Below are 20303 nucleotides of genomic sequence, written 5' to 3' on the forward strand. Positions count from 1 at the left end.
GCAGAACCCCGAGCAACCGATATGCAGCGCAGCAAGCCAGTGCCGGAAGCTACGTAGCTACTCGAAATATTCCCGGCCGGCTTCGTCGATGTAGCCCGGCAGGCCGTCGGGCGTGAGCACACGGGCTACGCCGGCCACAAAAGGCTCGGCTGCTTTGTACTTGAGGGGCGTGAGCAGAGTTCCGGCGGGCGAGAGGTAACCGAAGCGGCCGCGCTGCTCCACCACGGGCAAGGCAAAGCCGTTGGCCTCGGTGGCCCGAATGGCGTCGTATTCAAGCGGCAAGGTCAGGCGGCCCTCGGCGTTGAGCACGCCCCATCTCGGGCCCTGGCGCACCAGCAGCAGGCCGTCGTGATACAGGTCGTGCAGCTCGTCGAACTGGGCGGGCACCACGGCGTTGCTGCCCACCGAGAAGCGGAAGCCCACCTTGCCGCCCTGCCGCACCGGGTCGCCCTGGGCCAGGAAATCTTCCTCGGGCGGGGCGGGTGTGGGCCCGGTCAGGCGCAGCCCGTTGCGGTCGATATCGAAGGTTTCGCCCGCGAGCTGCACCGTGGCCCGGCCCCGGGCAAAGGTGCCGGCGCGCTCGTACTGCACCGGCGTGAGCGGGTGGCCGCCGCCGTCGATGTAGCCATAAAGCGGGCCCTGGCGCACCCAGGCCACGCCCTCGGCAAAAGGACCGGCTTCGTCGTAGCGCAGCGGCAGCACCAGCTGGCCGGGTGCGGTGGCATAGCCCCAAAGCGCGCCCTTGCGGTAGGGCACCAGCCGGGCGGCCGTGGCCTGGGCACGCAGGCCGGCAGGCCAGGCCATCAGCAGGAGCACAACCAGCAGCTTGTTCATGGGGCGAGGGGGCAGCGGTTTTCGGCAGCTTGGCGAAAATACGCACTCGGGCGCATTCCCGCGCCGGGGCCGGGGCTTCACTCCGCCTTCATTCGGCGGCCACAACCTTTCACCTTGTCGAGCGAACAACGACGACATCGGTGGTATATTCGCTGGCCGCTCCACTCGGTTTCTTTCCGATCAGTTATCAGCTATTTCGCCATGCGACTCTCCGCTGATTACCCCCGCTTCGCCCTCACGACGGGCCAGCTCTCCGCTGAGCAGCGCGCCTTTTTTCAACGCTACGGCTTTCTGCATTTTCGGCGCTTCATCGAGCCCGATACCGTGCGCGCCCTCTTGCGGGCCACCGAAGACGTGCAGCGCCGCTGGCTGGCCGACGGCGTGACGAAGGTAAACGGGGTGCCCATTAAATACGGCCACGACGTGGACGGGGCGCCCATTGTGCAGCGCTTTGCCTTTGCCTCGCAGCACAGCCCGGTGCTGCACCAGTTTCTGCAAGACCCGCGCTTCGCGGCCCTCTTTGAGCTGCTGGAAGCGTCCGGCGGCCGCATCGGCGAAAACGAGAAAGACGGCCTCGTGGTGAACCACTACGTGAACGTACCCGGCTCGGCCTTTTCGCAGATGGGCTGGCACACCGACTCGCTGCGCGACGTGTTTTACGGCCGGCGCATCGGGCCCATGCTCAACGTGGGCGTGCACCTCGACGCGACACCCGCCACCAACGGCGGCCTGCGCGTGCTGCCTGGCACCCACCACCAGGGCCTGGGCGAGATGCTCTTCCGCAAGCGCTACTTCCGCGACAACGACGCCGACCCCAACGAGGTAGCCATCGAAACCGACGCCGGCGACCTGACCGTGCACGACGGCCGCATGTGGCACCGCGTGGCCCGCTCGCCGCTCGTGGGCGAGGTCTCGCGCCGCCGCGTGATGTACGTGCCCATTGTGGCGGGCAAGTACCAACCCAAAGACGCCCACAGCCCTACGCCTTTCTACCTGCGGTTTCTGCACTTGGTCAGATGAGTTATCAGTTGCCAGGTACGGGTTGCCGGGATTGTCATCCTGAGCGTGCGCGAAGGACCTTTTCACCGCTGAACGAATCGTGCTGGCGTTGCAAGGTCCTTCGCGCACGCTCAGGATGACGTATCATATACTCACAACTCACAAATTGGCAACTGATAACAAAATGCCCTTTGCTCTCATTACCGGTGCCTCGCGCGGCATCGGCCGCGCCCTGGCGCTGGAATTTGCCCGCCGCGGCTACGGCCTGCTGTTGGTGGCTCGCTCGGCCGATACCCTGGCCGCGTTGGCTGCCGAGGCACAGGCGCAGCACGGCGTGTCTGCCGCCTTCCTGGCCCTCGATCTGACGGCACCCGACGCCGCCACCCGCGTAGCCACCTGGGCCGACACCACGGCGGCCGGTGAGCTGAGCGTGCTGGTAAACAACGCCGGTTACGGCCTGTGGGGCCGGTTTGCCGAGCTGCCTTTAGCTGAGCAACAAAACATGCTGCAGCTAAACATGCTGCTACCCGTGAACCTGACGCACGCCCTGCTTCCCCTGCTGCGCCGCCAGCCCCAGGCCTATATTCTAAACGTGGCCAGCACGGCGGCCTACCAGGCTGTGCCCACGTTGGCCCTCTACGCCGCCAGCAAGGCGTTTCTGCTCACCTTCACCCGGGGCTTGCGCTACGAGCTGCACGAGTCGGCGGTGTCGGTGAGTTGCTTGAGTCCCGGCGCCACTGCCACCGCCTTTGCCGACCGTGCCGGTATGAACGCGGCCATGCAGGAAACCTCGGCCCGCTTCGCCATGTCGGCCGAGGAAGTGGCCCAGGCCGGCGTGGTGGGTTTGCTCAGCGGCGAGGCCGAAATTATTCCCGGCGCACTCAACAAGCTGTCGGCCAAGCTCACCGGCGTAATGCCCAAGCGCCTGACCGAAAAAATTGCCGCCGGGCTCTACGAGAAGCATTTGAAGCAAGAAACCCCTAACGGCGAGTAGCCAGCAGGAGTCGGCCTGCGGCCCACCACGCCAGCAGCGTAGCCGGCACGGCGGCCAGTACGTCCCAGGTGTAATGCGCGTGCTGCACCAGCAGCAGCCCGGCCACGGCTGCCGCGGCAATGGCCAATACCACGCGCCGCCAGCCGGGGCCAACTGCTACGGCCAGGAGCAGGAGCGTAGCGGTGTGGGCCGAGAAAAACAAGTCTTTGGTAATGGGTGTTGGGGCGGCGTAGAAGAACGTGTCGACCACCGGGTCGTGGAGCAGCATCAGCGCAGCGGGTGGCTCCCAGGGCACCAGCGCCAGGCTGAGCAGCCGCAGCAGGTGCAGCAGCAGAAACGCCAGCAGCGCACGTAGCAACGACTGGGGCCGGGGTAGCAGCGTAGTCAGGCCCAGCAGAATGCCGCCGTATATCACCGCAAACGTGGCTCCTGATGCGTCGTGCGCGGGCAGTATGTCCAGCAAAGGGTCGGGCGGGAGGAAACCGGGGCGCGCTTCTACCCAGGCAAAGAAGCGCGGCAATGCCAGCGCCACCCCTGCCAGCAACGCCAGCACAATCAGCAGCCGACGGCGGAAAGACGGCTGGGCCCAGGCGTGAGGCCAGGTAGAAAAAGAGGGACTGGTGGGCATACGGCAGCAAAATAACGCGGCTCAACCAAGCAGCCTTCCCAGAATCGGCCGCCGCGGCACCAACAAAGGCGGGCGGCGGTGTACTTTGCCGCTTCCGATACCCTTTCGCTTTGCTGCCAATGCTTTCTGCTTCCCGAATTGCCCTGCCCGCTGGGCTGCTGTTGCTGACCATTACTTCCGGCTGGGCTCAAAAGAATGCGGCCTCGCCGCGTATCACCACGCTGGCCGCCAAAGTAGAGCCGCAGGTAATTGCCTGGCGCCGCGACATTCACGAGCACGCCGAGTTGGGCAACCGCGAAACCCGCACCGCCGCCCTAGTAGCCGCCGAGCTGAAGCGCCTCGGGCTGGAGGTGCAAACCGGCGTCGCCAAAACCGGCGTAATCGGAATTTTGCGGGGCGGCAAGCCCGGTCCAGTAGTGGCCCTGCGCGCCGACATGGACGGCCTGCCCGTGACCGAGGAACGCAAAGTGCCCTTCGCCTCCAAGGAGCGTGTGCTCTACAACGGCCAAGAGGTGGGCGTGATGCATGCCTGCGGCCACGACGCCCACACGGCCATGCTGCTGGGCACGGCCAACGTGCTCAGCCAGATGAAAAACGACCTGCACGGCACCGTGAAGTTCCTCTTTCAGCCCGCCGAGGAAGGCCCGCCCGCCGGCGAAGAAGGCGGCGCCGCGCTGCTGGTGAAAGAAGGCGCCCTCGACAACCCCAAGGTCGATGCCGTGTTCGGCCTGCACGTGAATGCCCAGACGGAAATCGGCCAGCTTAAGTACCGCGCCGGCGGCATGATGGCCAGCTCCGACGTGTTTACGGTGCGCGTGAAAGGCAAATCGGCGCACGGCGCGTACCCTTGGCTGGCCGTCGACCCGGTAGTGGCGGCCGCCCAGGTTGTGGTGGCCCTGCAAACCATCGTGAGCCGCGAAGTAGAGCTGACCAACGACGCGGCTGTGGTGACGGTGGGCATGATTCACGGCGGCGTGCGCAACAACATCATTCCCGAGCAGGTGGAACTGACCGGTACCCTGCGCGCGCTCAACGCCCAAACCCGCGAAAAGCTGCGCCAGAGCGTGCAGCGCGTGGTTACCCACACGGCCGAAGCCGCTGGCGCCACCGCCGAAGTAACCATCAAGGCCGCCGCCCCCCTTACATACAACGACCCGCAACTGACCGCCCGCATGCTGCCCACGCTGCGCAACGTGGCCGGCGCGGGCAGTGTGAGCGAGATGAAAGCCGTGACGGGCGCCGAAGACTTCGGTTGCTACCAGGAAAAAGTGCCCGGGCTGTTCCTCTACCTTGGCGCCATGCCTTTGGGCGTCGACCCGGCCACCACCGCGCCGCACCACACCGCGGGGTTCTTCCTCGACGAAGGCAGCTTTGGCTTGGGCGTGCGCACCCTCGCGCAGCTCGCCGTCGACTACCTTAATAATTCTTCGAAAAAATAAACGCCCGCCAAAACGGCGCTGCCTCCAATCAGGTGCACCAAGGGCTTTCGGCTGGTGACCTGCAGGCCCGGCAGGACAAGTGGAATTGAGGAAAGAATGGATAGGGCCCAATTATGAATTTCATAATTGGGCCTTTCGGCGCTTCACCAATTTCAAGCAGGTAGTGCGCGACTGAAATGCTGGTGCGGAGCGCTGCAAAGGCGCATCGAGCCACAATACAAAAGTGCATCCACAGCGAATAGGCCGGGTGTTCTAGAAAAATAGGCTTATTCTAATGGTACGACATCTGCTTTGCGAGGGCGCGATACGAGAAGTGCAAGGAAATGGTTGAGGATAAGTGAGGTTTTTACTGAATGAAAATTTTATTGCGAAAATGGAGTTGAAATAATCGAAGTGTTAAAAAATTTTTAATTTGGCTGCCCCGACTCCCCATCGGGAAACCGTCCCCTTCTTTTCCACAACCAAACCACCGTTTCATGATCAACAAGTACCCGGCCTTGGTGCTGGCGCTGCTCGGTAGTGCCCTCACCCTACAGGCCCAAGATGCAGCGCGTGCGCCGCAAACCGTGCAAGGAGCAGATGGCCTGCCCGAACTGGTGCAGTTCCGCAAAGGCGCCACCCCCAAGCTGACCGACGCCAAACAGGCCCTCCGCACCGCGCTGGCGCTGGCCCCCGAAGCCGACATGCGCTCGGTAGGCAGCGAAGTAGACCAGCTCGGCTTCACGCACGAGAAGTTTCAGCAATTCTACAAAGGCGTTAAGGTAGAGCACGCCACCTACAGCGTGCACGCCCGCAACGGCGCCATCGAAACCATGACCGGCGACGCCGAAGTGGTGGCCTTGGATGTGCGCCCCTCGCTGTCGGCCGATGCAGCCCTGAAGTCGGCGCTGGGCTTTGTGCGCGCCAGCCGCTACATGTGGCAGGACGCCCGCGAAGAAGCCAGCCTGAAGCAGCAGGAAAACAACCCCAACGCCTCGTACCTGCCCAAGGGCGAGCTGGTGATTGTGAACAACCAGCTGAGCATGGACGCCGCCAAAGCCGGCAAGCCCACGCTGGCCTGGAAGTTCAACGTGTATGCCCAGCAGCCGCTGAGCCGCGCCTACATCTACGTCGACGCCAACACGGGTGAGGTGGTGATGCAGGATGCCATCATCAAGCACACGGCCGCCAACGCCACGTTTGCCACCGCCTACAACGGCACCCGTACGCTGGCCAACGAAACCACCACCGGCGGCTACCGCCTGCGCGAGTACACCCGCGGCCTGGGTATCGAAACCTACAACGCCCGCAAGAGCAACAGCTACACCGCCGCCGTTGACTTCGTGGACGCCGACAACAACTGGACGGCCGCCGAGTACAACAACGCCAACTACGACAACGTGGCCGGCGACGCCCACTTTGGCGCCCAGGCTACCTACGACTACTGGAAAGCGGTGCACAACCGCAACTCCTACGACAATGCCGGCGCCAAAATCAAGAGCTACGTGCACTTCGACGACGTGCCCGGCGGCGCGGGCTACGAAAACGCGTTCTGGAACGGCTCGGTTATGACCTACGGCGACGGCGCCAGCTCCTTCAAGCCGCTGACGGCCATGGACGTGTGCGGCCACGAAATCGGCCACGCCGTGTGCGAAAAAACCGCTAACCTGACCTACCAGAACGAGTCGGGCGCCATGAACGAAGGCTTCTCCGACATCTGGGGCGCCTGCGTGGAAGCCCGCGCCGTGGCCCAGTACGGCCTCACCGGCAAGTCGACCTTCCTCATCGGCGAGGAAATCATGAAAGCCGGCGGCGCGCTGCGCTCCATGAGCAACCCCAACCAGTACGGCCAGCCCGATACCTACAAAGGCTCCTACTGGTACACCGGTACCGGCGACTACGGCGGGGTGCACACCAACTCGGGCGTGCTCAACTACTGGTTCTACCTGCTGAGCCAAGGCGGCTCGGGCACCAACGACAAAGGCAGCGCCTACTCGGTCACCGGCATCGGCATTGATGCCGCCGCCAAAATTGCCTACCGTACCGAAAGCGTGTACCTGACGGCTTCGTCGACCTACGCCAGCGCCCGCACAGCCGCCATTTCGGCTGCCACCGACCTCTACGGTGCCGGTTCGGCCCAGGTAATTGCCACTACCAACGCCTGGTACGCCGTGGGCGTGGGCGCCGTGTACAGCGGCGGTGGCGGCACTACGCCGCCCTCCACCACTACTTACTGCGCCAGCAAAGGCACCAGCCAGAGCTACGAATGGATTGATCTGGTGCAGCTCGGCTCTATCAACCGCGCTTCCTCGAAAGACGCTGGCTACTACAACGGCACGGCTACCAGCACCACGGTAGCCGCCGGTTCGTCGCAGACCATCTACTTCTCGGCCGGTTTCACCTCCACGGCTTACACCGAGTACTGGAAAGTCTACATCGACTACAACCAGAACGGCGTGTTCACCGACGCCGGTGAGCTGGTCGTATCGGGCTCGTCGTCGAGCGCCGCCACGCTCAGCAGCACCTTCACGGTGCCGGCCACGGCCAAGAGCGGCGCTACCCGCCTGCGCATCATCATGAGCGACGCCTCGGCCACCACCAGCTGCAGCAGCTACAGCTACGGCGAGACGGAAGACTACACCGTCAACATCAGCGGCGGCACCATTGCCCCGGCTGGTCTGACCGGTATTCGCAGCGCCATGCCGCTGGGCAACGAAGAAGCCCGTCTGGCTCGCGTGTTCCCGAACCCGGCCACCGAGCTGCTGACCATTTTGCTGCCCGATAACGCGCCGCTGCGCTCGGTGAAAGTGTACGACGTGCGCGGTGCCGAAATGAAGCAGGTGCGCCTGGCCGAAGACGGTGGCCTCGACGTGAGCCGTCTGGCGCCCGGCATGTACCAGTTGAGTTTGTCGGATGGGCAGAAGTCCTTCCAGCAGCGCTTCATCAAGCAGTAAACAGAGCCGCTTAACTGCCGTATGAAACGGCCCGGTACCGCAACGGTACCGGGCCGTTTTTGCGTCCCGGCTGTAGATTGCGCCGCTTTTCTGCGCCGGCACCGCCGGTTTGCCCAAACTCTCGAACATGCACGTAGCCTTGGTCACCAGCGTGGTGCTGGAACAATACGCCGCCACCAACGTGGCCAACGAAGACGATTTGCTGGCTGCGTACCTGCGTCGCCACGGTCTGCAGGTGACGCCTGCCGTGTGGTCGGATGCCGCCGTTGCGTGGGAATCGTTTGATGCCGTGGTGCTCAAGTCGCCGTGGGACTATTTCGACCGGCCCGCTGAGTTTCACGCGTGGCTCGACGACTTGGACCGCCGCGGCGTGCGGCTGCTTAACCCGACGAGTATCGTGCGCTATAATGCCGACAAAGCCTATTTGCTCGACTTCGAAGCCGGCGGCGTGGCCATTGTGCCCACCCAGCTGCTGAAGCGCGGAAGCCGCGTGCAGCCCGCCGCGTGGTTTGCGGGCGGAGCCGAGAAAGTAGTGTTCAAGCCCACTGTGAGCGGCGGCGCCAAAGACACTTTTGCCCTCACCTTAGCCGAGGCCGAAGCAGCTGCGCCGCAGCTGCAGGCCTTGCTCGACGAGGCCGACTTTCTAGTGCAGCCTTTCGTGCCGCAAATCCAGACCACCGGCGAATGGTCGCTCGTCTTCTTTGGCGGCGAACTGAGCCATGCGGTGCTGAAAACGCCTAAATCGGGCGACTTTCGGGTGCAGCACTACCTCGGCGGCGGCATTCAGCCGGTAGAAGCCCCCGCGCCCATAGCCGCCGTTGCCCACGCCGTTGTGCAGCGCTTTGCCCCCGGCTGCCTCTACGCCCGTGTCGATGGGGTGGACGCGCCCGACGGCGGTTTCTGGCTGATGGAACTGGAGCTGATTGAACCGTTTCTCTACCTCGAATCGGGCAGCGAAGCCGCGTATGCGCGCTACTACGAAGCGCTGTTGCAGCTGGCAAAGTAACTAGCATGCCCACACGCGGATGTGTGGGGCTGGCCCTTGCAGTGGTCAGAAGCCATTCACGACGAAGCCACCATCAACGGCCAGGGTTTGGCCGGTGACGTAGCTGGCGGCGGGCAGGCACAGAAAAGCCACGGCAGCAGCTACTTCATGCGGCTCGCCGATGCGGCCTTCGGGTGTGCGGTCGAGCACCTGCTGCAAATACGCTTCGTTGCTCAGTACCCCGGCCGCCAGCGGTGTGCGGATGTACCACGGCGCCACGCAGTTCACCCGAATACCATCGGCAGCCCATTCCACGGCCAGATTGCGAGTGAGCTGCACCAGCGCGGCCTTGGTCATGCCGTAGATGGCCCCGGTGCGTAAATGGGTGAGGCCTGCCACCGACGAAATATTGACGATGATGCCCGCGCCGCTGGCTTTCAGCAGCGGGTGCGCGAGTTGGCACAGCCCAAACGTCGATTCCAGGTTGGTGGCCATGATGTGCCGGTACTCGGCATCGGAGTACGCCGTGGTAGCCTTGCGGATGTTGGTACCCACGTTGTTTACCAACCCGTCGAGCCGGTTCCAGCGCTGCTGTACCTCGGCCAGCAGCGCCGCGCGGCTTTCAAGTTGGCTCACGTCGCCGGGTAGGGCGTGCGCGTCAAGCCCTTGCTGCTGCCACGCGGCCACGGCTTCGTATAGCGGCTCGGGGCGGCGCGCCACGGCCAGCACGGTCGCCCCGAAGCGCAGCAGCTCTTCGGCCACGGCCGCGCCAATGCCCGCCGAGGCGCCGGTAACCAGGAACACCCGGCCACGCAACGACCAGCGGGCGGTGAAATCAGAAGGAGGCAGCATGTTGGCGGGTCGCCGCGCCTAGCGCAGCTTGTACTCGACCTTCAGCTCGGCCAGGCCGTAGCCATCGTTGCGGTTGGGGTTGCCGCGCTGGCTCACGTCGTCGAGGTGGTCGGTGGTGGTGAAAAAGTAGGTGCCCTGGGCTGTCAGGTACAGGCGCCGGTTCAGCAAAAACGACAGGCCACCGCCTACGGGCGCTACCACGGCTGTAGCCGGGTAATCATTCCGCTCGGGCGTCAGGATGGCCTGCTGGTTGAGCGGCTCGGTGCCGGTGTAGAGCTTGGGGTTGTAGAGCAACAGCCCCAAACCGGCCTGCAGAAAGGGTTTGAAGCCGAGTGGATTGGCGCCGGTGCTGGAAAACTGCGCCGGGTCGTGCAGCGGCTCGAAGCGCAAAAAGCTCGTCAGCGACTGGTTGCGGCCCCGAAAAGCGAGGTTGCGCTCCGCCAGCTGGTCGATGGAGCCTACCTGAAACCAGCCGAACTCGCCGCCCACCGACCAATGCGGCCGCCAGGGGTAAATAACGCCCACCTGCACGTCGGCGCCGGGGCGGTTTTGGGCTAGACCGGTGGTTAGGTCGCCGGTGTAAAACGCCACGCCGCCGCCGGCCGTCAGGCGCGCCGGGCCGCGGTAGTAGCCACGGCCTTGGGCGTCGAAATGGCGGCGCGGCGCTTGGGCCGTTGCCACCAGCGGGGCCGCCAGCAGCGCGGCGCCGAGCAACCAAGAAGTAATGCGCACGGGTCGAAAAATCAAGTGAAACGGAACTCCGCATACGCCCGGCCACCGCCCGGCGTTACGCACGGCCCTTATTTGAACACCCCTTGCGGGTCGGGCATCTTGGCCACCAGCTCACTGATAAAGCCGAAGTCTACGCCCTGCAAGCTGTGGCTGCGGCCTTTGTGCACGGCTTCCCAGGCTTTGGCGTATTCGCCCTGCAGGTAGTAAGCTCGGCCCAGCTGCTGGTAGGCGTAGGAGTTGTTGGCGTCGAGCGTCACGGCTTGGTTGAGGTGTTCCAGGGCCGTTTTCAGGTCTTTGCTTTTCTTGGTTTTCTCGTAGCGCAGCAGGTAGCTGGCGCCGAGGTCGGAATGGAGCACGGCCTGGGTGGCGCCGGCAGATACGGCCAGACCTTTTTCCAGCAGGCCAATGGATTCGTCGAGGGCGGTGCTGCTGGTCAGCAGACCCAGGCCGCGGTAGGCGTCGGCATTTTGCGGATCGAGCATCCAAGCCAGGTTGAAGCGGTAGCGGGCCGTGTCGGGCTGGCCTTCGGTGAAGTACTCGTACCCTTTGTTGGCAAAGAAGCGGCTGGCTTCGGCCCGCGAGGCAAAGTTCTGGTCGATGCCCTTCAGAAACGCTTCGCCCATGAACGCCTGCGCGGCCTCGGGCGTAACGCCGCCGAACAAGGCCAGTTGCCGGTTGACGGTGGTGGCGGCGCCTTTGGTTTTGACTTTGGTTTTCTGCGCGTGCGCCGGCAATGCCAGCAATGAGCCCAGCACGGCGGCCAGGTAAATCAGGTATTTCATGAACAAAAAGCTTAAACGACCGCACCAACGCTGCTACACCGGCGGCACCCAGTGGGCGGCAGAGCAAAGATAGCGCCCACCGCCCGCTGTAGGCGCCACGGTAACGCCCGGCGGGGCCGCCGCAGTATGTAGCGCCGGCAATCCAAGCCAGCCCCAATGCGGTATATAGCCGAGCCGTCGGCGGCTGCCGGCCGGTTTGTTGTTGCTATATGATGAGGGTATTGCTGCGCTGCGCGCTGATTCCGTTTCTACTGCTGCTGCTCGCAGTTGGCAGCGAGTACACGGTGGCCCGGCCCAGCCGCCGCACCGCCGATGTGCCCTACGTGCCTGCCACCGACACGGCCTACAGCGCCGAGCGGCACCGGCTGGATGTGTATGCCCCGCGCCGCAAAGCGGCTGCGTTGCGGCCCGTGGTGGTGTTCATTCACGGCGGCAACTGGGACAGCGGCAACAAGAACATTTACGCCTTCATCGGGCGGCGGCTAGCCCGGCAGGGTGTGGTGGCACTGGTCATCAACTACCGGCTGGCGCCGCAGGTGCGCGTGCCGCAAATGGCCGACGACTGCGCCCGCGCCGTGGTGTGGGCCACCGAGCACGCGCCGGAGTACGGCGGCGATGCGCGGCGCATCTTCGTGATGGGCCATTCGGCGGGCGGCGGACTGGCGGCGCTGCTGGCCACCGACACGCGCTTGTTTCAGCGGCGCGGCCTGCGCCAGAATCCCGTGCGCGGCGCCATTCTCGACGACCCCGCCGGCCTCGATATGTACGACTACCTGCAAAAGATGCAGTACCCCGGCGACGCGCAGTACCTCGTGCCGTTCGGCCGCCACCCGGCCGTGTGGCGCGATGCTTCGGCCCTCTACCACGTATCGGCCGCCAGCCCGCCGTTTCTCATCTTCGTCGGCGGCGAAACCTACCCGTCCATTAGCTCCAGCAGCCAGCGGTTTCGCGAGCGGCTGATAGCCGCGGGACACCCGCCGCAGTTTGCCGTGCTGCCGGGCAAAAGGCACGTGCCCATGGTGCTGCAGCTCTACTGGAAACGCAACGTGATTTACCAGGAACTCCTGAAACTGGTACATTCCCCAGCGTCCTGAATACGTAGCGCTTGGCGTTGCTTCCGGCTGCTTGCTTTACGCTTCAAAGGCCTGCATCTCGGCCCAAAGCTTCCCGAAAGCCTGCGCGTAGGGACGCACTGCGGCCGGGTCGTTGGTGATGAGCACGTTTTCGAGGTTGTAGCGCGCCGCCGAGCGGGTCCAGTTGTAGCTGCCGGTCAGCACCAGCGCGTCGTCGGCAACGGCAAACTTGTGGTGCATGTGGTACTCGGTGCGGTCGGTGCGCACGGGAATGCCGGCTTGGTGCAGCTGACGCACATCGGAGCCGCCGTCGAAGAGCTTGTCGTTGTCGGTGAGCAGGCGCACGCGCACGCCACGGCGGTGCGCGGCCAGCAGGGCCTCGGTCAGGCGGTCGTCGGCCACCGTAAACACGCACACGTCCAGGGTGCGCTCGGCCTGGTTGATGAAGCGCCGAATGGCCCCGATGCACGCTTCGCCGGGGCTGAAATGCACCTCGGTTTGCGTAATGGGCGTGGCCTCGGCCGGCAGCAGCGCCGTTGCCCCGGTCAGCCACGTGATAATGGCCTTGTCGAGCGGCGTTTCGGTCTGGGTTTTGGCAAGCTGAAACACCTGCCGCCGCAGTTGGGCCAGGTCGCCGCCCTGCTGGCCGAACGCCAACACATGCGGGCGCAGCTGCCGGGCTTCAGCCTCTGAAAGGGAAATGTCGGACAACGCCTGCCGGAAACGGTCCAGCAATACGTCGAGGTCGGCGGCGGGAGTGCTCATGCGGGAATAGGGGCTTCGTCGACGGTACCGCGCAGCTTGGCCGTTTTGCGGGTGAAGATGGGCGCGGGCACGGCCGCGGCTACCTGCTGCTGGGCGGCCAGCAGGGCTTCGGCGTAGGGCTGGTGCAACACGCGCTTGGGTGGGCCTTCGGGCTGCAGTTCCACGTCCCAGAGGCCGGCGCGGTGCCAGGGCCGCTCCAGAAAGTCCCAGTCGGGCCGGTCGATGATGGGGTAGAGGCACACGCCCCACAGCGGCACGCCGGCGCGCAGCGCAAGGGCGCATTCCCGGGCCACGGACTCAATCCAGTTGGGCCGGTGCTCCTGCGGGTGGCTGGTTTCGGTGATGACGACCGGCCGCTGGTAGCGCGCATAGGCCTCCTGGAGCAGGGCGCTGAGCGGGCGCCAGCGCGGGTCGTTGGTTTCGTTGGCCCAGCCCAGGCGCTGGCCGGTGTGCAGGTCCCACTGATTGTCGTAGTAATAGTTGAAGCCCAGCAGGTCGAGGTACTCGGGCGAGCCGCCCAGCTCGGGGCACATGCGGCCGCAAAGCATGTCCACGGCCTGGTACTGGTCGCGGTGGGCACGGCGGGCCTGGGCTTTCTGCAGCTTGGTGCCCCGGAAAGGCGGCACAATGTTCACCAGGGGCTCGGTAGTGAGGATGCGCACCGTGGGGTCGGCTTCGCGCAGGGCCGCCACGCCTTCGATGTAGGCGCGCATCAGGCCGTACTTCACTTCCCAGCCCTGGCCCACACAGTAGGGCGAGGTGCCGCGCACGTCGCCGCCCAGCCAGCTCATAAAGCTCACTTCGTTGATGGGCGTCACAATCAGCTCGTCGTCGGGGCGCACGGAACGGTAGAAATCGACGAAGGCACGGCAGAGCGAGGCAAAGCGGCGCGCAAACTGCGGGTGCAGCGGCGTGAGGTCGTCGGGGTAGCCGAAGTGGCAGATGTCCCACACCTGTTGCACGCCGTGGCGGGTGCCGGCGGCCAGCAAATCGGCCACCACGCTCCAGTCGTAGTGGTAAGGCGTGCGCTCTACCTGGCTCCACCGAATGCCTTCGCGCACCGTGCGGATGTTGTACTGGCCCAAGCCGCGGTAGTCGTCGTCGAGCAGCTGGTAGTGGCCTGTCAGGTGCAGGAAATCGACGCGGTGCCCGAAGCAGTTGAGCTGGTCGGTGCACTCGTAGCCGCCCATCCAGAACGAGCGAAACGGGTTGGTGGGCGTAGCGGGGCGGGTGGCAGACACCATGGTCAAACGAAGGCTGAGCGTCGGCGCAGGAGCCGACGTCGGTTCAAAATCGTTGGGCGCTTGGGAAAAAACGGCGGTTAGGCCGGGGTGGAGGCGGGTTGCGGCGGCGCGTCGGTGGCGTGGCGCTGGCGGTTAAGCACCGACTTGGCTTCGATGAAGATACGCTTGAACTCGGGATACCGCGCCCGAATGGCGTCCTGCAGCTGTTCGATGGCCACTTCCACTTGCTGAGCCGTCAGGTTGGGCTGAAACTGCACGTCGAGGGCCAAAATCACGTCGGCGGGCCCCAGGTACATGGTCAGCGGCGGGCGAATGGCTTCGACACCGGGCTGTTCGTGGGCAATGGTTTGGAGGGCCTGCAGGGTATCTGCATCCACGCCTTCGCCCACCAGCAGCGTGCGGGTACGGGCCACCAGAAACACGGCCACCAGCATCAGCAGCAGGCCAATGGCAATGGAGGCGGCCCCGTCGAGAAACGGGTTGTTGAGCAGGTGACCAAAAAACACGCCCAGCAGGGCCAGGAGCAGGCCCAGCAGCGCGGCCAGGTTTTCGAGCACCGAGGCAAACACCGCGGGGTCTTTGCTGGCGCGCAGTATGCCCCAGAACGAAAGGTTTTCGGCGCGGTTGACCAGCAGCGCCTTCATGGCCAGGTAAAATGCCCAGGCCTCGAACCCAATGGACACGCCCAGCACCACGTAGTTCCAGAGCGGGTCGGTGAGGGGCTCGGGGTGTTCGATGTGCTTGATGCCCTCGTAGAACGACATGCCGCCGCCGATTGCAAAGATGAGCACGGCCACAATCAGGCCCCAGAAATACAGCTCCTTGCTGTGTCCGAACGGGTGCTGGGCATCGGCCGGCTTTTGGCTGCGGTTGACGCCGTAGAGCAACAGCACCGCGTTGCCGCTGTCGACGAGCGAGTGAATACCCTCCGACAGCATGGCCGAGCTGCGGGTAAAATACGCCGCCACAAACTTGCTGATGGCAATGCCGATGTTGGCCAACAGGCCACCGTAGAGCGCGGTTTTAGAAGAATTCGGATCAGCCACGAAGCAGAAAACGGAACGGGAGTAGGTAAGAAAACCAGCGACTCGAACGCGGCCGCCGGGCATACTATACGCAAGTACGGCGGTTTGGCTGACCCCCGCCAAACCCAAGCCCGCTAAAAGCGGTTACTTCGCCCGCTGCCTTACCCGCGCCACCGCTCCGCCTCATGCGCCCCGCCCAACCCACCGCCACCACCTCACCGGCTCCTGCCGAACCCCAGCTCAGCCGCGAACTGGGCCTGCTGCCCGCCACCGCGTTGAATATGATCGACATGGTCGGCATTGGCCCCTTCGTGGTGCTGCCGCTCGTCATGCAGCTCATGGGGCCGTATTTTATGTGGGCCTGGGTGGCCGGCGCGCTGCTCTCGGTGGTCGACGGGCTGATTTGGGCCGAACTGGGCGCGGCGCACCCCGAAGCAGGCGGCTCGTACCGCTTTCTGCGGCTGGCCTACGGCGAGCATACCTGGGGGCGGCTGCTGTCGTTTCTCTACGTGTGGCAGACGCTGGTGCAGGCGCCGCTGGTGCTGGCTTCGGGCAGCATCGGGTTTGCGCAGTATTTCGGCTACCTCGTGCCGCTGGAGGCGTGGTGGCAGCCCAAGCTGGTGAGCGGTACGGTAGTGCTGCTGCTGGTGGCCTTGCTCTACCGGCGCATCGGCAGCGTGGGCAAGCTGGGCGTTACGCTCTGGGTGGGCGTGCTGGTGCTGCTGGTGGGCCTCATTGGCTGCGGCCTGTTGCTGGGCCACGAGCCGGTGCCGCTGCTGCCCGCCGCCACCGACGGCACCGTGAACTGGGCCGGGCTGCTGCTACCGGCCGCGCTCGGGCAGGCCACCGTCAAAACCATCTACAGCTACCTGGGCTACTACAACGTGTGCCACCTCGGGGCTGAAATCAAGCAACCCGAAAAGGTAATTCCGCGGGCCATTTTCCTGAGTATTCTGGGCATTGCGGTGCTCTACCTGCTGCTCAACTACAGCGTGGCGCACGTGCTGCCCTGGCAGGTGGCGGGCAAGTCGGAATTCATCGTGAGTACCTTCATCGAGCATTTGTTTGGCCCCACGGCCGCCAAGCTGGCTACCGGACTGGTGCTGTGGGTGGCGTTTGCGTCGCTTTTCGCGGTGCTGCTGGGCTACTCGCGCATTCCCTACGCCGCCGCCGCCGACGGTGAGTTCCTGCCCGTGTTTGCCCGGCTGCACCCCACCAAACACTTTCCCTACGTGTCGCTACTGGTGCTGGGCGGGGCGGGCTTCGTGTTCAGCTTGCTCTTCAAGCTTAGTGAAGTCATCAGCGCCATTCTGGCCATGCGCATCTTGGTGCAGTTCGTGGGCCAAGCCGTGGGGCTGGTGCTGCTGCGCCGGCGGCGCGGCACGGCCGGGCTGCCGTTCAAAATGCCGCTCTACCCGCTGCCAGTGGTGCTGGCCGTAGGCATCTGGCTCTGGATTCTGTGGAGCACCGGCGTCTCGTTTATGCTCTCGGGCCTGGCCATGATTGCCGCGGGCATAGTGGTTTTTCTGCTCTGGAGCCGCAGCCGGGGCCGTTGGCCGTTTGCGCGGTAAGGGGTACATTCGGGCTTTTATTCAACCCTGTTTTACGTGCTGCGCCTATTCTTTTCGCTTTTGCTTTTGCTGCTGATTGTCGGCACCGGTCGTAGCCAAACCAACGCCAAAAGGCTCGACTCGGACTACGCGTATTGGAGCGCAACTCGGCGTTTACAACTCTCCGATTTCGGACTGCAGGTGAAGCCCGGCAACTACCTGAACGGCAGCAATGCCATGTTCGGGTTCGAAATGCACGGCAACGTGTATGACTTGTTCGGCAAGCAGGCCAACAACGTTATCCGCAACCGCATGCTGCGCACCGCGTCTTGGGTCGACACGACAAGCCGAACAGATGTTGCGGCGCAAATTCGGTTTCACCAGACGCTGTTTGATATTCAAGAAGTTTACTGCCGCCGACTACGGCAGCAGATTCGCGCCAGTGCCACGAAAATCCTGCTGTTTGGTAAACCCGATATCAACGAGTTGTTCAACGAACAGATGAAAGATTCGCAACAACGCCAAGCCCTATACGTCAACGAAACCAACTACGGCACGCTGTCCGTTGAACAGGCCACTTGGGAGAAGCAGATTATGCTCGAACTGCAAAATTTGCAAGCGTTTCAGGCGTCGGAATAAAGCCAGGTGTTGATGGCCATTCAACGAGGAAACCAGCCGTAACGGAAAGCCCCGCTTCTGACTGAAGCGGGGCTTTCCGTTACGGCTGGTTTTGTTACCTATCCGCGCTTCAGCACAGCGGCCGCCTCCTTGGCGAAGTAGGTCAGAATGGCGTCAGCGCCGGCGCGCTTGATGCTCAGCAGCACCTCCAGCATCGTCCGCTCGCCGTCGAGCCAGCCGTTGCGGGCGGCGGCCTTCACCATGGCGTACTCGCCCGATACGTTGTAGGCCGTCACGGGCAGGTTGGTGTGGGTTTTCACGTCGTGAATCACGTCGAGGTAGCTCAGGGCGGGCTTCACCATCACCATGTCGGCGCCTTCCTGCTCGTCGAGGGCCAGCTCGCGCAGGGCCTCGCGGCGGTTGGCCGGGTTCATCTGGTAGCTTTTCTTGTCGCCTTTCTTGGGGGCCGAGTCCAGCGCGTCGCGGAAGGGGCCGTAGAAAGCCGAGGCGTACTTGGCCGTGTAGCTCATGATGCTCACGTGCGAGAAGGCGTTGCGGTCGAGCACCTCGCGAATCCAGGCCACGCGGCCGTCCATCATGTCGGAGGGGCCGATGATGTCGGCGCCGGCGCGAGCCTGGGCCAGGGCCATCTGGCCGAGCACTTCCAGGGTGGCGTCGTTCAGAATTTCGCCCGATTCGGGGTCCACAATGCCGTCGTGGCCGTCGGAAGAGTAGGGGTCCATGGCCACATCGGTCATGATGACCACGTCGGGGAACTGCCGCTTGATGTCGGCCACGGTTTTCAGGTACAGCCCCTCGGGGTTGGCCGATTCTTTGGCCAGGCGGTCTTTCAGCTTGTCGTTGATGCTGGGGAAGGGCGCAAAGGCTTTCACGCCCAGCTCCACGCACTGGCCGATTTCATCGATGAGGCGGTCGGCCGAAAAGCGGTTGATGCCGGGCATCGAAGCCACCTCAATAAGCTGGTTCTGGCCTTCGACAAGGAAAACCGGGTAGATAAAGTCGTGCGCGGCCAGGTGCGTTTCCTGCACCATATTGCGAATGACTTCGGACTTGCGGTTGCGGCGGGGCCGGTGAATGGGAAGTGTGGGCATAGGGAAGCAAATGTCAACGGGGCAGAACAGCCGGGGCAAAGGTAAAGTTGCCAGGTGGCAGTGGGGCAAATGCGGCGAATGTACCTACGGCAGGTTGCCGTCGATAACAAAGCTGCCCCAGAAAGCTACCAGCAACCCGACAAGCGCACAAAGCGCAAACCACCCGAAGCCGGCCCATCCGCCTACAGCCACGCCGAGCACGATGCCCCCAACCGCAAACACGGTCCCCAGAATTTGCAGAAAGTCGCCCTTCGTGGAAAGGAGCTGTTGGGGTACCCGCTGTTGGGCCACCCGCAGCTTGGTGGAAACCACCCTTGCTGCTCCAATATGTTGGGGCTTGTGGGTGCTTCGACTTCTACCAACGCTTTGCGTCTCGGGTCGTTGCCGGACAACTGCCAGATGCCGGCTCGCATTGGCCCCGCGCACCGCCACGGGGGCAAGAGTCAGTTCAGGTACTGGTCTTGGTGGCGCGGAAGCCAGCCGGGGCACCCGCGGCGGTGCGGGCTGAAACCGAAAAGCAGTTTGCTCACTGTAGCAGCCACCGAAAACGAGTACAAGCAACAAAGCGCAGCACCTATACAACTTCATCCTCGAAGGCTACATGTTGAAAAATTCCTGAAAGATTTCCAGCCACGCGTGCCGGCCCCCAATACCCAGCACCAGAAAGTAATACCCGGCAATTACCACTGCCGCGCCCACGCCTAGTCCCAGCCAGCCGCCCAGCGCCAGTCCGGCTACCACCCCGCCCGCCACCAGCAGCGCCCCGAGCACAATGTGCAGCGTATCGCGCCCGGCCGCCACCTGCGTGTGCCGTGCCGCGTTGTGGTGGCGCTTCCGCAACTGGGGTACAAATATTGGGGAATCCGTAGTTCGCTGCAGCCGCGTGGGCTGCAGCGCGGCTACCCGAGGCCGTTGGGAACGGGTTCCACCGAAACGCTTTACCTGCGACAAACGCGCGGTAACTGCCGGAGTAGGCGCAACACAAGCATGAGCCTGGGCCGGTGCCACCGGCTGCGTGTCGGCCACTGCGACAGTAGGAGCCGAGAAACGAAAGGCAGCTTGCTGGCTACGGCAACCCGCGAGCAGTAAGCCTATCAGCAACAGAAAACCGGCGCGCAGCCGGAACGAGGGTACACAATCGGCCATCGGCAAGTAAAACCAGGGGTGTAGCTGCCGAAGGTAGCGGGCGGCAGTTCGCGCTACTACGCACGGACCAAAAAGCAGTTCGCCGCGCCCACCCCACAAGGGCCGACGCGGCGAACCAGATTATTCCTGCAAAAACCGCCGTTAGCGCCGGCGCCCCGGCAGCCGCTTGGCCGAGGTGGCCTCGGCTTCGCTGGCCGACACCGTCACGGCCGTGGGCTCGGGGCTCTGCGAGTCGTGCATGAGCACCACGGCGGTAGCGGTGGTGTCGTTGGAGGCAGCGGTGGGCAGCGGGCTGAGGTGGGCAGCCAGGGCCAGCCGGTTGCTTTGGCAGCTGCCCAACGACAGCGCGGCCAAGCCCAGCAGCAGGGCGTAACGTTTGAACATACGGGTGGTGTGGGATGGGTGGAGTACAAACCTATGTACGTCCAGCCTGCCAAACCATTCCGTTCGCCGAAACCGTTCCGGGACGCTGTAAAAACTGTCTGTCAGTAGCTAAGCGTCTGATTCGGCGTCTATCTGACCCTGCTTATCACTGCCCAGCTGTGCAAGTTTCCTCTGGTACATCCTGCTTGTCAGGATACGATGGAGAAAC

The 20303-nt window shown here is 63.9% G+C and carries 20 protein-coding genes; 8 read left to right on the top strand and 12 right to left on the bottom strand.

Annotated elements, in window-relative coordinates:
• Window positions 1-57: 57 nt before the first annotated feature.
• A complete protein-coding gene (locus F0P96_RS09240; RefSeq protein ID WP_160620259.1) occupies window positions 58-834 on the bottom strand; it encodes a WG repeat-containing protein in 777 nt (258 codons plus the stop codon).
• Between the two features lie 201 nt (window positions 835-1035).
• Between F0P96_RS09240 and F0P96_RS09245 the strand changes: the two genes are divergently transcribed.
• Window positions 1036-1854 (top strand): phytanoyl-CoA dioxygenase family protein, encoded by an 819-nt coding sequence (locus F0P96_RS09245; RefSeq protein ID WP_151078576.1) that lies wholly within the window; start codon window positions 1036-1038, stop codon window positions 1852-1854.
• A gap of 163 nt (window positions 1855-2017) precedes the next feature.
• Window positions 2018-2827 carry an SDR family NAD(P)-dependent oxidoreductase gene (locus F0P96_RS09250; RefSeq protein WP_151078577.1) on the top strand — a complete coding sequence of 270 codons (810 nt, stop codon included), beginning with the start codon at window positions 2018-2020 and terminating at the stop codon, window positions 2825-2827.
• On the opposite strand, the gene F0P96_RS09255 is transcribed toward F0P96_RS09250, so the two are convergent.
• Window positions 2814-3455 (bottom strand): phosphatase PAP2-related protein, encoded by a 642-nt coding sequence (locus F0P96_RS09255; RefSeq protein WP_151078578.1) that lies wholly within the window; start codon window positions 3453-3455, stop codon window positions 2814-2816. The genes F0P96_RS09250 and F0P96_RS09255 overlap by 14 nt on opposite strands.
• 119 nt (window positions 3456-3574) lie before the next feature.
• Here F0P96_RS09255 and F0P96_RS09260 point away from each other — a divergent pair, with 119 nt between their 5' ends.
• The 3 genes from F0P96_RS09260 to F0P96_RS09270 all read left to right on the top strand — a co-directional run bounded on the left by F0P96_RS09260 (window position 3575) and on the right by F0P96_RS09270 (window position 8833).
• Entirely contained in the window at window positions 3575-4894 is a 1320-nt protein-coding gene (locus F0P96_RS09260) for an amidohydrolase (protein ID WP_151078579.1), read from the top strand.
• 476 nt (window positions 4895-5370) lie between these two features.
• Window positions 5371-7827: a M4 family metallopeptidase gene (locus F0P96_RS09265; RefSeq protein WP_151078580.1), complete on the top strand. Its 2457-nt coding sequence runs from the start codon at window positions 5371-5373 to the stop codon at window positions 7825-7827.
• Window positions 7828-7954: 127 nt separating this feature from the next.
• Window positions 7955-8833 (top strand): ATP-grasp domain-containing protein, encoded by an 879-nt coding sequence (locus tag F0P96_RS09270; protein ID WP_151078581.1) that lies wholly within the window; start codon window positions 7955-7957, stop codon window positions 8831-8833.
• Window positions 8834-8878: 45 nt separating this feature from the next.
• Here the strand turns inward: F0P96_RS09270 and F0P96_RS09275 are convergent, their stop codons facing one another.
• The 3 genes from F0P96_RS09275 to F0P96_RS09285 form a co-directional block, all read right to left on the bottom strand.
• Complete coding sequence (locus F0P96_RS09275; RefSeq protein WP_151078582.1) at window positions 8879-9664, bottom strand: SDR family oxidoreductase; 786 nt, start codon at window positions 9662-9664, stop codon at window positions 8879-8881.
• 18 nt (window positions 9665-9682) lie between these two features.
• Window positions 9683-10396 carry a hypothetical protein gene (locus F0P96_RS09280; RefSeq protein WP_151078583.1) on the bottom strand — a complete coding sequence of 238 codons (714 nt, stop codon included), beginning with the start codon at window positions 10394-10396 and terminating at the stop codon, window positions 9683-9685.
• A 68-nt stretch (window positions 10397-10464) separates the two neighbouring features.
• The gene (locus tag F0P96_RS09285) at window positions 10465-11178 is read right to left on the bottom strand and encodes a tetratricopeptide repeat protein (RefSeq protein WP_151078584.1); all 714 of its coding nucleotides are present in this window, start codon (window positions 11176-11178) and stop codon (window positions 10465-10467) included.
• 209 nt (window positions 11179-11387) lie between these two features.
• Between F0P96_RS09285 and F0P96_RS09290 the strand changes: the two genes are divergently transcribed.
• Window positions 11388-12272 carry an alpha/beta hydrolase gene (locus tag F0P96_RS09290; protein WP_151078585.1) on the top strand — a complete coding sequence of 295 codons (885 nt, stop codon included), beginning with the start codon at window positions 11388-11390 and terminating at the stop codon, window positions 12270-12272.
• A gap of 36 nt (window positions 12273-12308) precedes the next feature.
• Here the strand turns inward: F0P96_RS09290 and F0P96_RS09295 are convergent, their stop codons facing one another.
• From F0P96_RS09295 to F0P96_RS09305, 3 genes are all read right to left on the bottom strand, one after another.
• Complete coding sequence (locus tag F0P96_RS09295; RefSeq protein ID WP_151078586.1) at window positions 12309-13016, bottom strand: phospholipase D-like domain-containing protein; 708 nt, start codon at window positions 13014-13016, stop codon at window positions 12309-12311.
• On the bottom strand, window positions 13013-14260 hold the full coding sequence (locus tag F0P96_RS09300; protein ID WP_151078587.1) for an amine oxidase: 1248 nt from the start codon (window positions 14258-14260) through the stop codon (window positions 13013-13015). Before F0P96_RS09300 ends, F0P96_RS09295 begins: the two co-directional genes overlap by 4 nt.
• A gap of 77 nt (window positions 14261-14337) precedes the next feature.
• Window positions 14338-15306 carry a cation diffusion facilitator family transporter gene (locus tag F0P96_RS09305; protein WP_235917439.1) on the bottom strand — a complete coding sequence of 323 codons (969 nt, stop codon included), beginning with the start codon at window positions 15304-15306 and terminating at the stop codon, window positions 14338-14340.
• A 164-nt stretch (window positions 15307-15470) separates the two neighbouring features.
• Here F0P96_RS09305 and F0P96_RS09310 point away from each other — a divergent pair, with 164 nt between their 5' ends.
• Complete coding sequence (locus F0P96_RS09310) at window positions 15471-16856, top strand: APC family permease (protein WP_151078589.1); 1386 nt, start codon at window positions 15471-15473, stop codon at window positions 16854-16856.
• A 66-nt stretch (window positions 16857-16922) separates the two neighbouring features.
• Window positions 16923-17474 carry a hypothetical protein gene (locus F0P96_RS09315; RefSeq protein WP_151078590.1) on the top strand — a complete coding sequence of 184 codons (552 nt, stop codon included), beginning with the start codon at window positions 16923-16925 and terminating at the stop codon, window positions 17472-17474.
• A gap of 98 nt (window positions 17475-17572) precedes the next feature.
• On the opposite strand, the gene hemB is transcribed toward F0P96_RS09315, so the two are convergent.
• From hemB to F0P96_RS09335, 4 genes are all read right to left on the bottom strand, one after another.
• Window positions 17573-18565, bottom strand: a complete 993-nt coding sequence (hemB, locus tag F0P96_RS09320) for a porphobilinogen synthase (protein WP_151078591.1) — start codon at window positions 18563-18565, stop codon at window positions 17573-17575.
• 84 nt (window positions 18566-18649) lie between these two features.
• Entirely contained in the window at window positions 18650-18877 is a 228-nt protein-coding gene (locus F0P96_RS09325; RefSeq protein WP_151078592.1) for a hypothetical protein, read from the bottom strand.
• A gap of 285 nt (window positions 18878-19162) precedes the next feature.
• Entirely contained in the window at window positions 19163-19405 is a 243-nt protein-coding gene (locus F0P96_RS09330) for a hypothetical protein (RefSeq protein ID WP_151078593.1), read from the bottom strand.
• A 447-nt stretch (window positions 19406-19852) separates the two neighbouring features.
• The gene (locus tag F0P96_RS09335) at window positions 19853-20095 is read right to left on the bottom strand and encodes a hypothetical protein (protein ID WP_151078594.1); all 243 of its coding nucleotides are present in this window, start codon (window positions 20093-20095) and stop codon (window positions 19853-19855) included.
• Window positions 20096-20303: the final 208 nt, after the last annotated feature.

Source organism: Hymenobacter busanensis, assembly GCF_008727865.1.
GTDB lineage: Bacteria > Bacteroidota > Bacteroidia > Cytophagales > Hymenobacteraceae > Solirubrum > Solirubrum busanense.

Bases quoted from the DNA above. Each gene is read 5' to 3' on its own strand.
- F0P96_RS09240 (WP_160620259.1), bottom strand. From the start codon at position 834: ATGAACAAGCTGCTGGTTGTGCTCCTGCTGATGGCCTGGCCTGCCGGC.
- F0P96_RS09245 (WP_151078576.1), top strand. From the start codon at position 1,036: ATGCGACTCTCCGCTGATTACCCCCGCTTCGCCCTCACGACGGGCCAG.
- F0P96_RS09250 (WP_151078577.1), top strand. From the start codon at position 2,018: ATGCCCTTTGCTCTCATTACCGGTGCCTCGCGCGGCATCGGCCGCGCC.
- F0P96_RS09255 (WP_151078578.1), bottom strand. From the start codon at position 3,455: ATGCCCACCAGTCCCTCTTTTTCTACCTGGCCTCACGCCTGGGCCCAG.
- F0P96_RS09260 (WP_151078579.1), top strand. From the start codon at position 3,575: ATGCTTTCTGCTTCCCGAATTGCCCTGCCCGCTGGGCTGCTGTTGCTG.
- F0P96_RS09265 (WP_151078580.1), top strand. From the start codon at position 5,371: ATGATCAACAAGTACCCGGCCTTGGTGCTGGCGCTGCTCGGTAGTGCC.
- F0P96_RS09270 (WP_151078581.1), top strand. From the start codon at position 7,955: ATGCACGTAGCCTTGGTCACCAGCGTGGTGCTGGAACAATACGCCGCC.
- F0P96_RS09275 (WP_151078582.1), bottom strand. From the start codon at position 9,664: ATGCTGCCTCCTTCTGATTTCACCGCCCGCTGGTCGTTGCGTGGCCGG.
- F0P96_RS09285 (WP_151078584.1), bottom strand. From the start codon at position 11,178: ATGAAATACCTGATTTACCTGGCCGCCGTGCTGGGCTCATTGCTGGCA.
- F0P96_RS09290 (WP_151078585.1), top strand. From the start codon at position 11,388: ATGATGAGGGTATTGCTGCGCTGCGCGCTGATTCCGTTTCTACTGCTG.
- F0P96_RS09295 (WP_151078586.1), bottom strand. From the start codon at position 13,016: ATGAGCACTCCCGCCGCCGACCTCGACGTATTGCTGGACCGTTTCCGG.
- F0P96_RS09300 (WP_151078587.1), bottom strand. From the start codon at position 14,260: ATGGTGTCTGCCACCCGCCCCGCTACGCCCACCAACCCGTTTCGCTCG.
- F0P96_RS09310 (WP_151078589.1), top strand. From the start codon at position 15,471: ATGCGCCCCGCCCAACCCACCGCCACCACCTCACCGGCTCCTGCCGAA.
- hemB (WP_151078591.1), bottom strand. From the start codon at position 18,565: ATGCCCACACTTCCCATTCACCGGCCCCGCCGCAACCGCAAGTCCGAA.
- F0P96_RS09335 (WP_151078594.1), bottom strand. From the start codon at position 20,095: ATGTTCAAACGTTACGCCCTGCTGCTGGGCTTGGCCGCGCTGTCGTTG.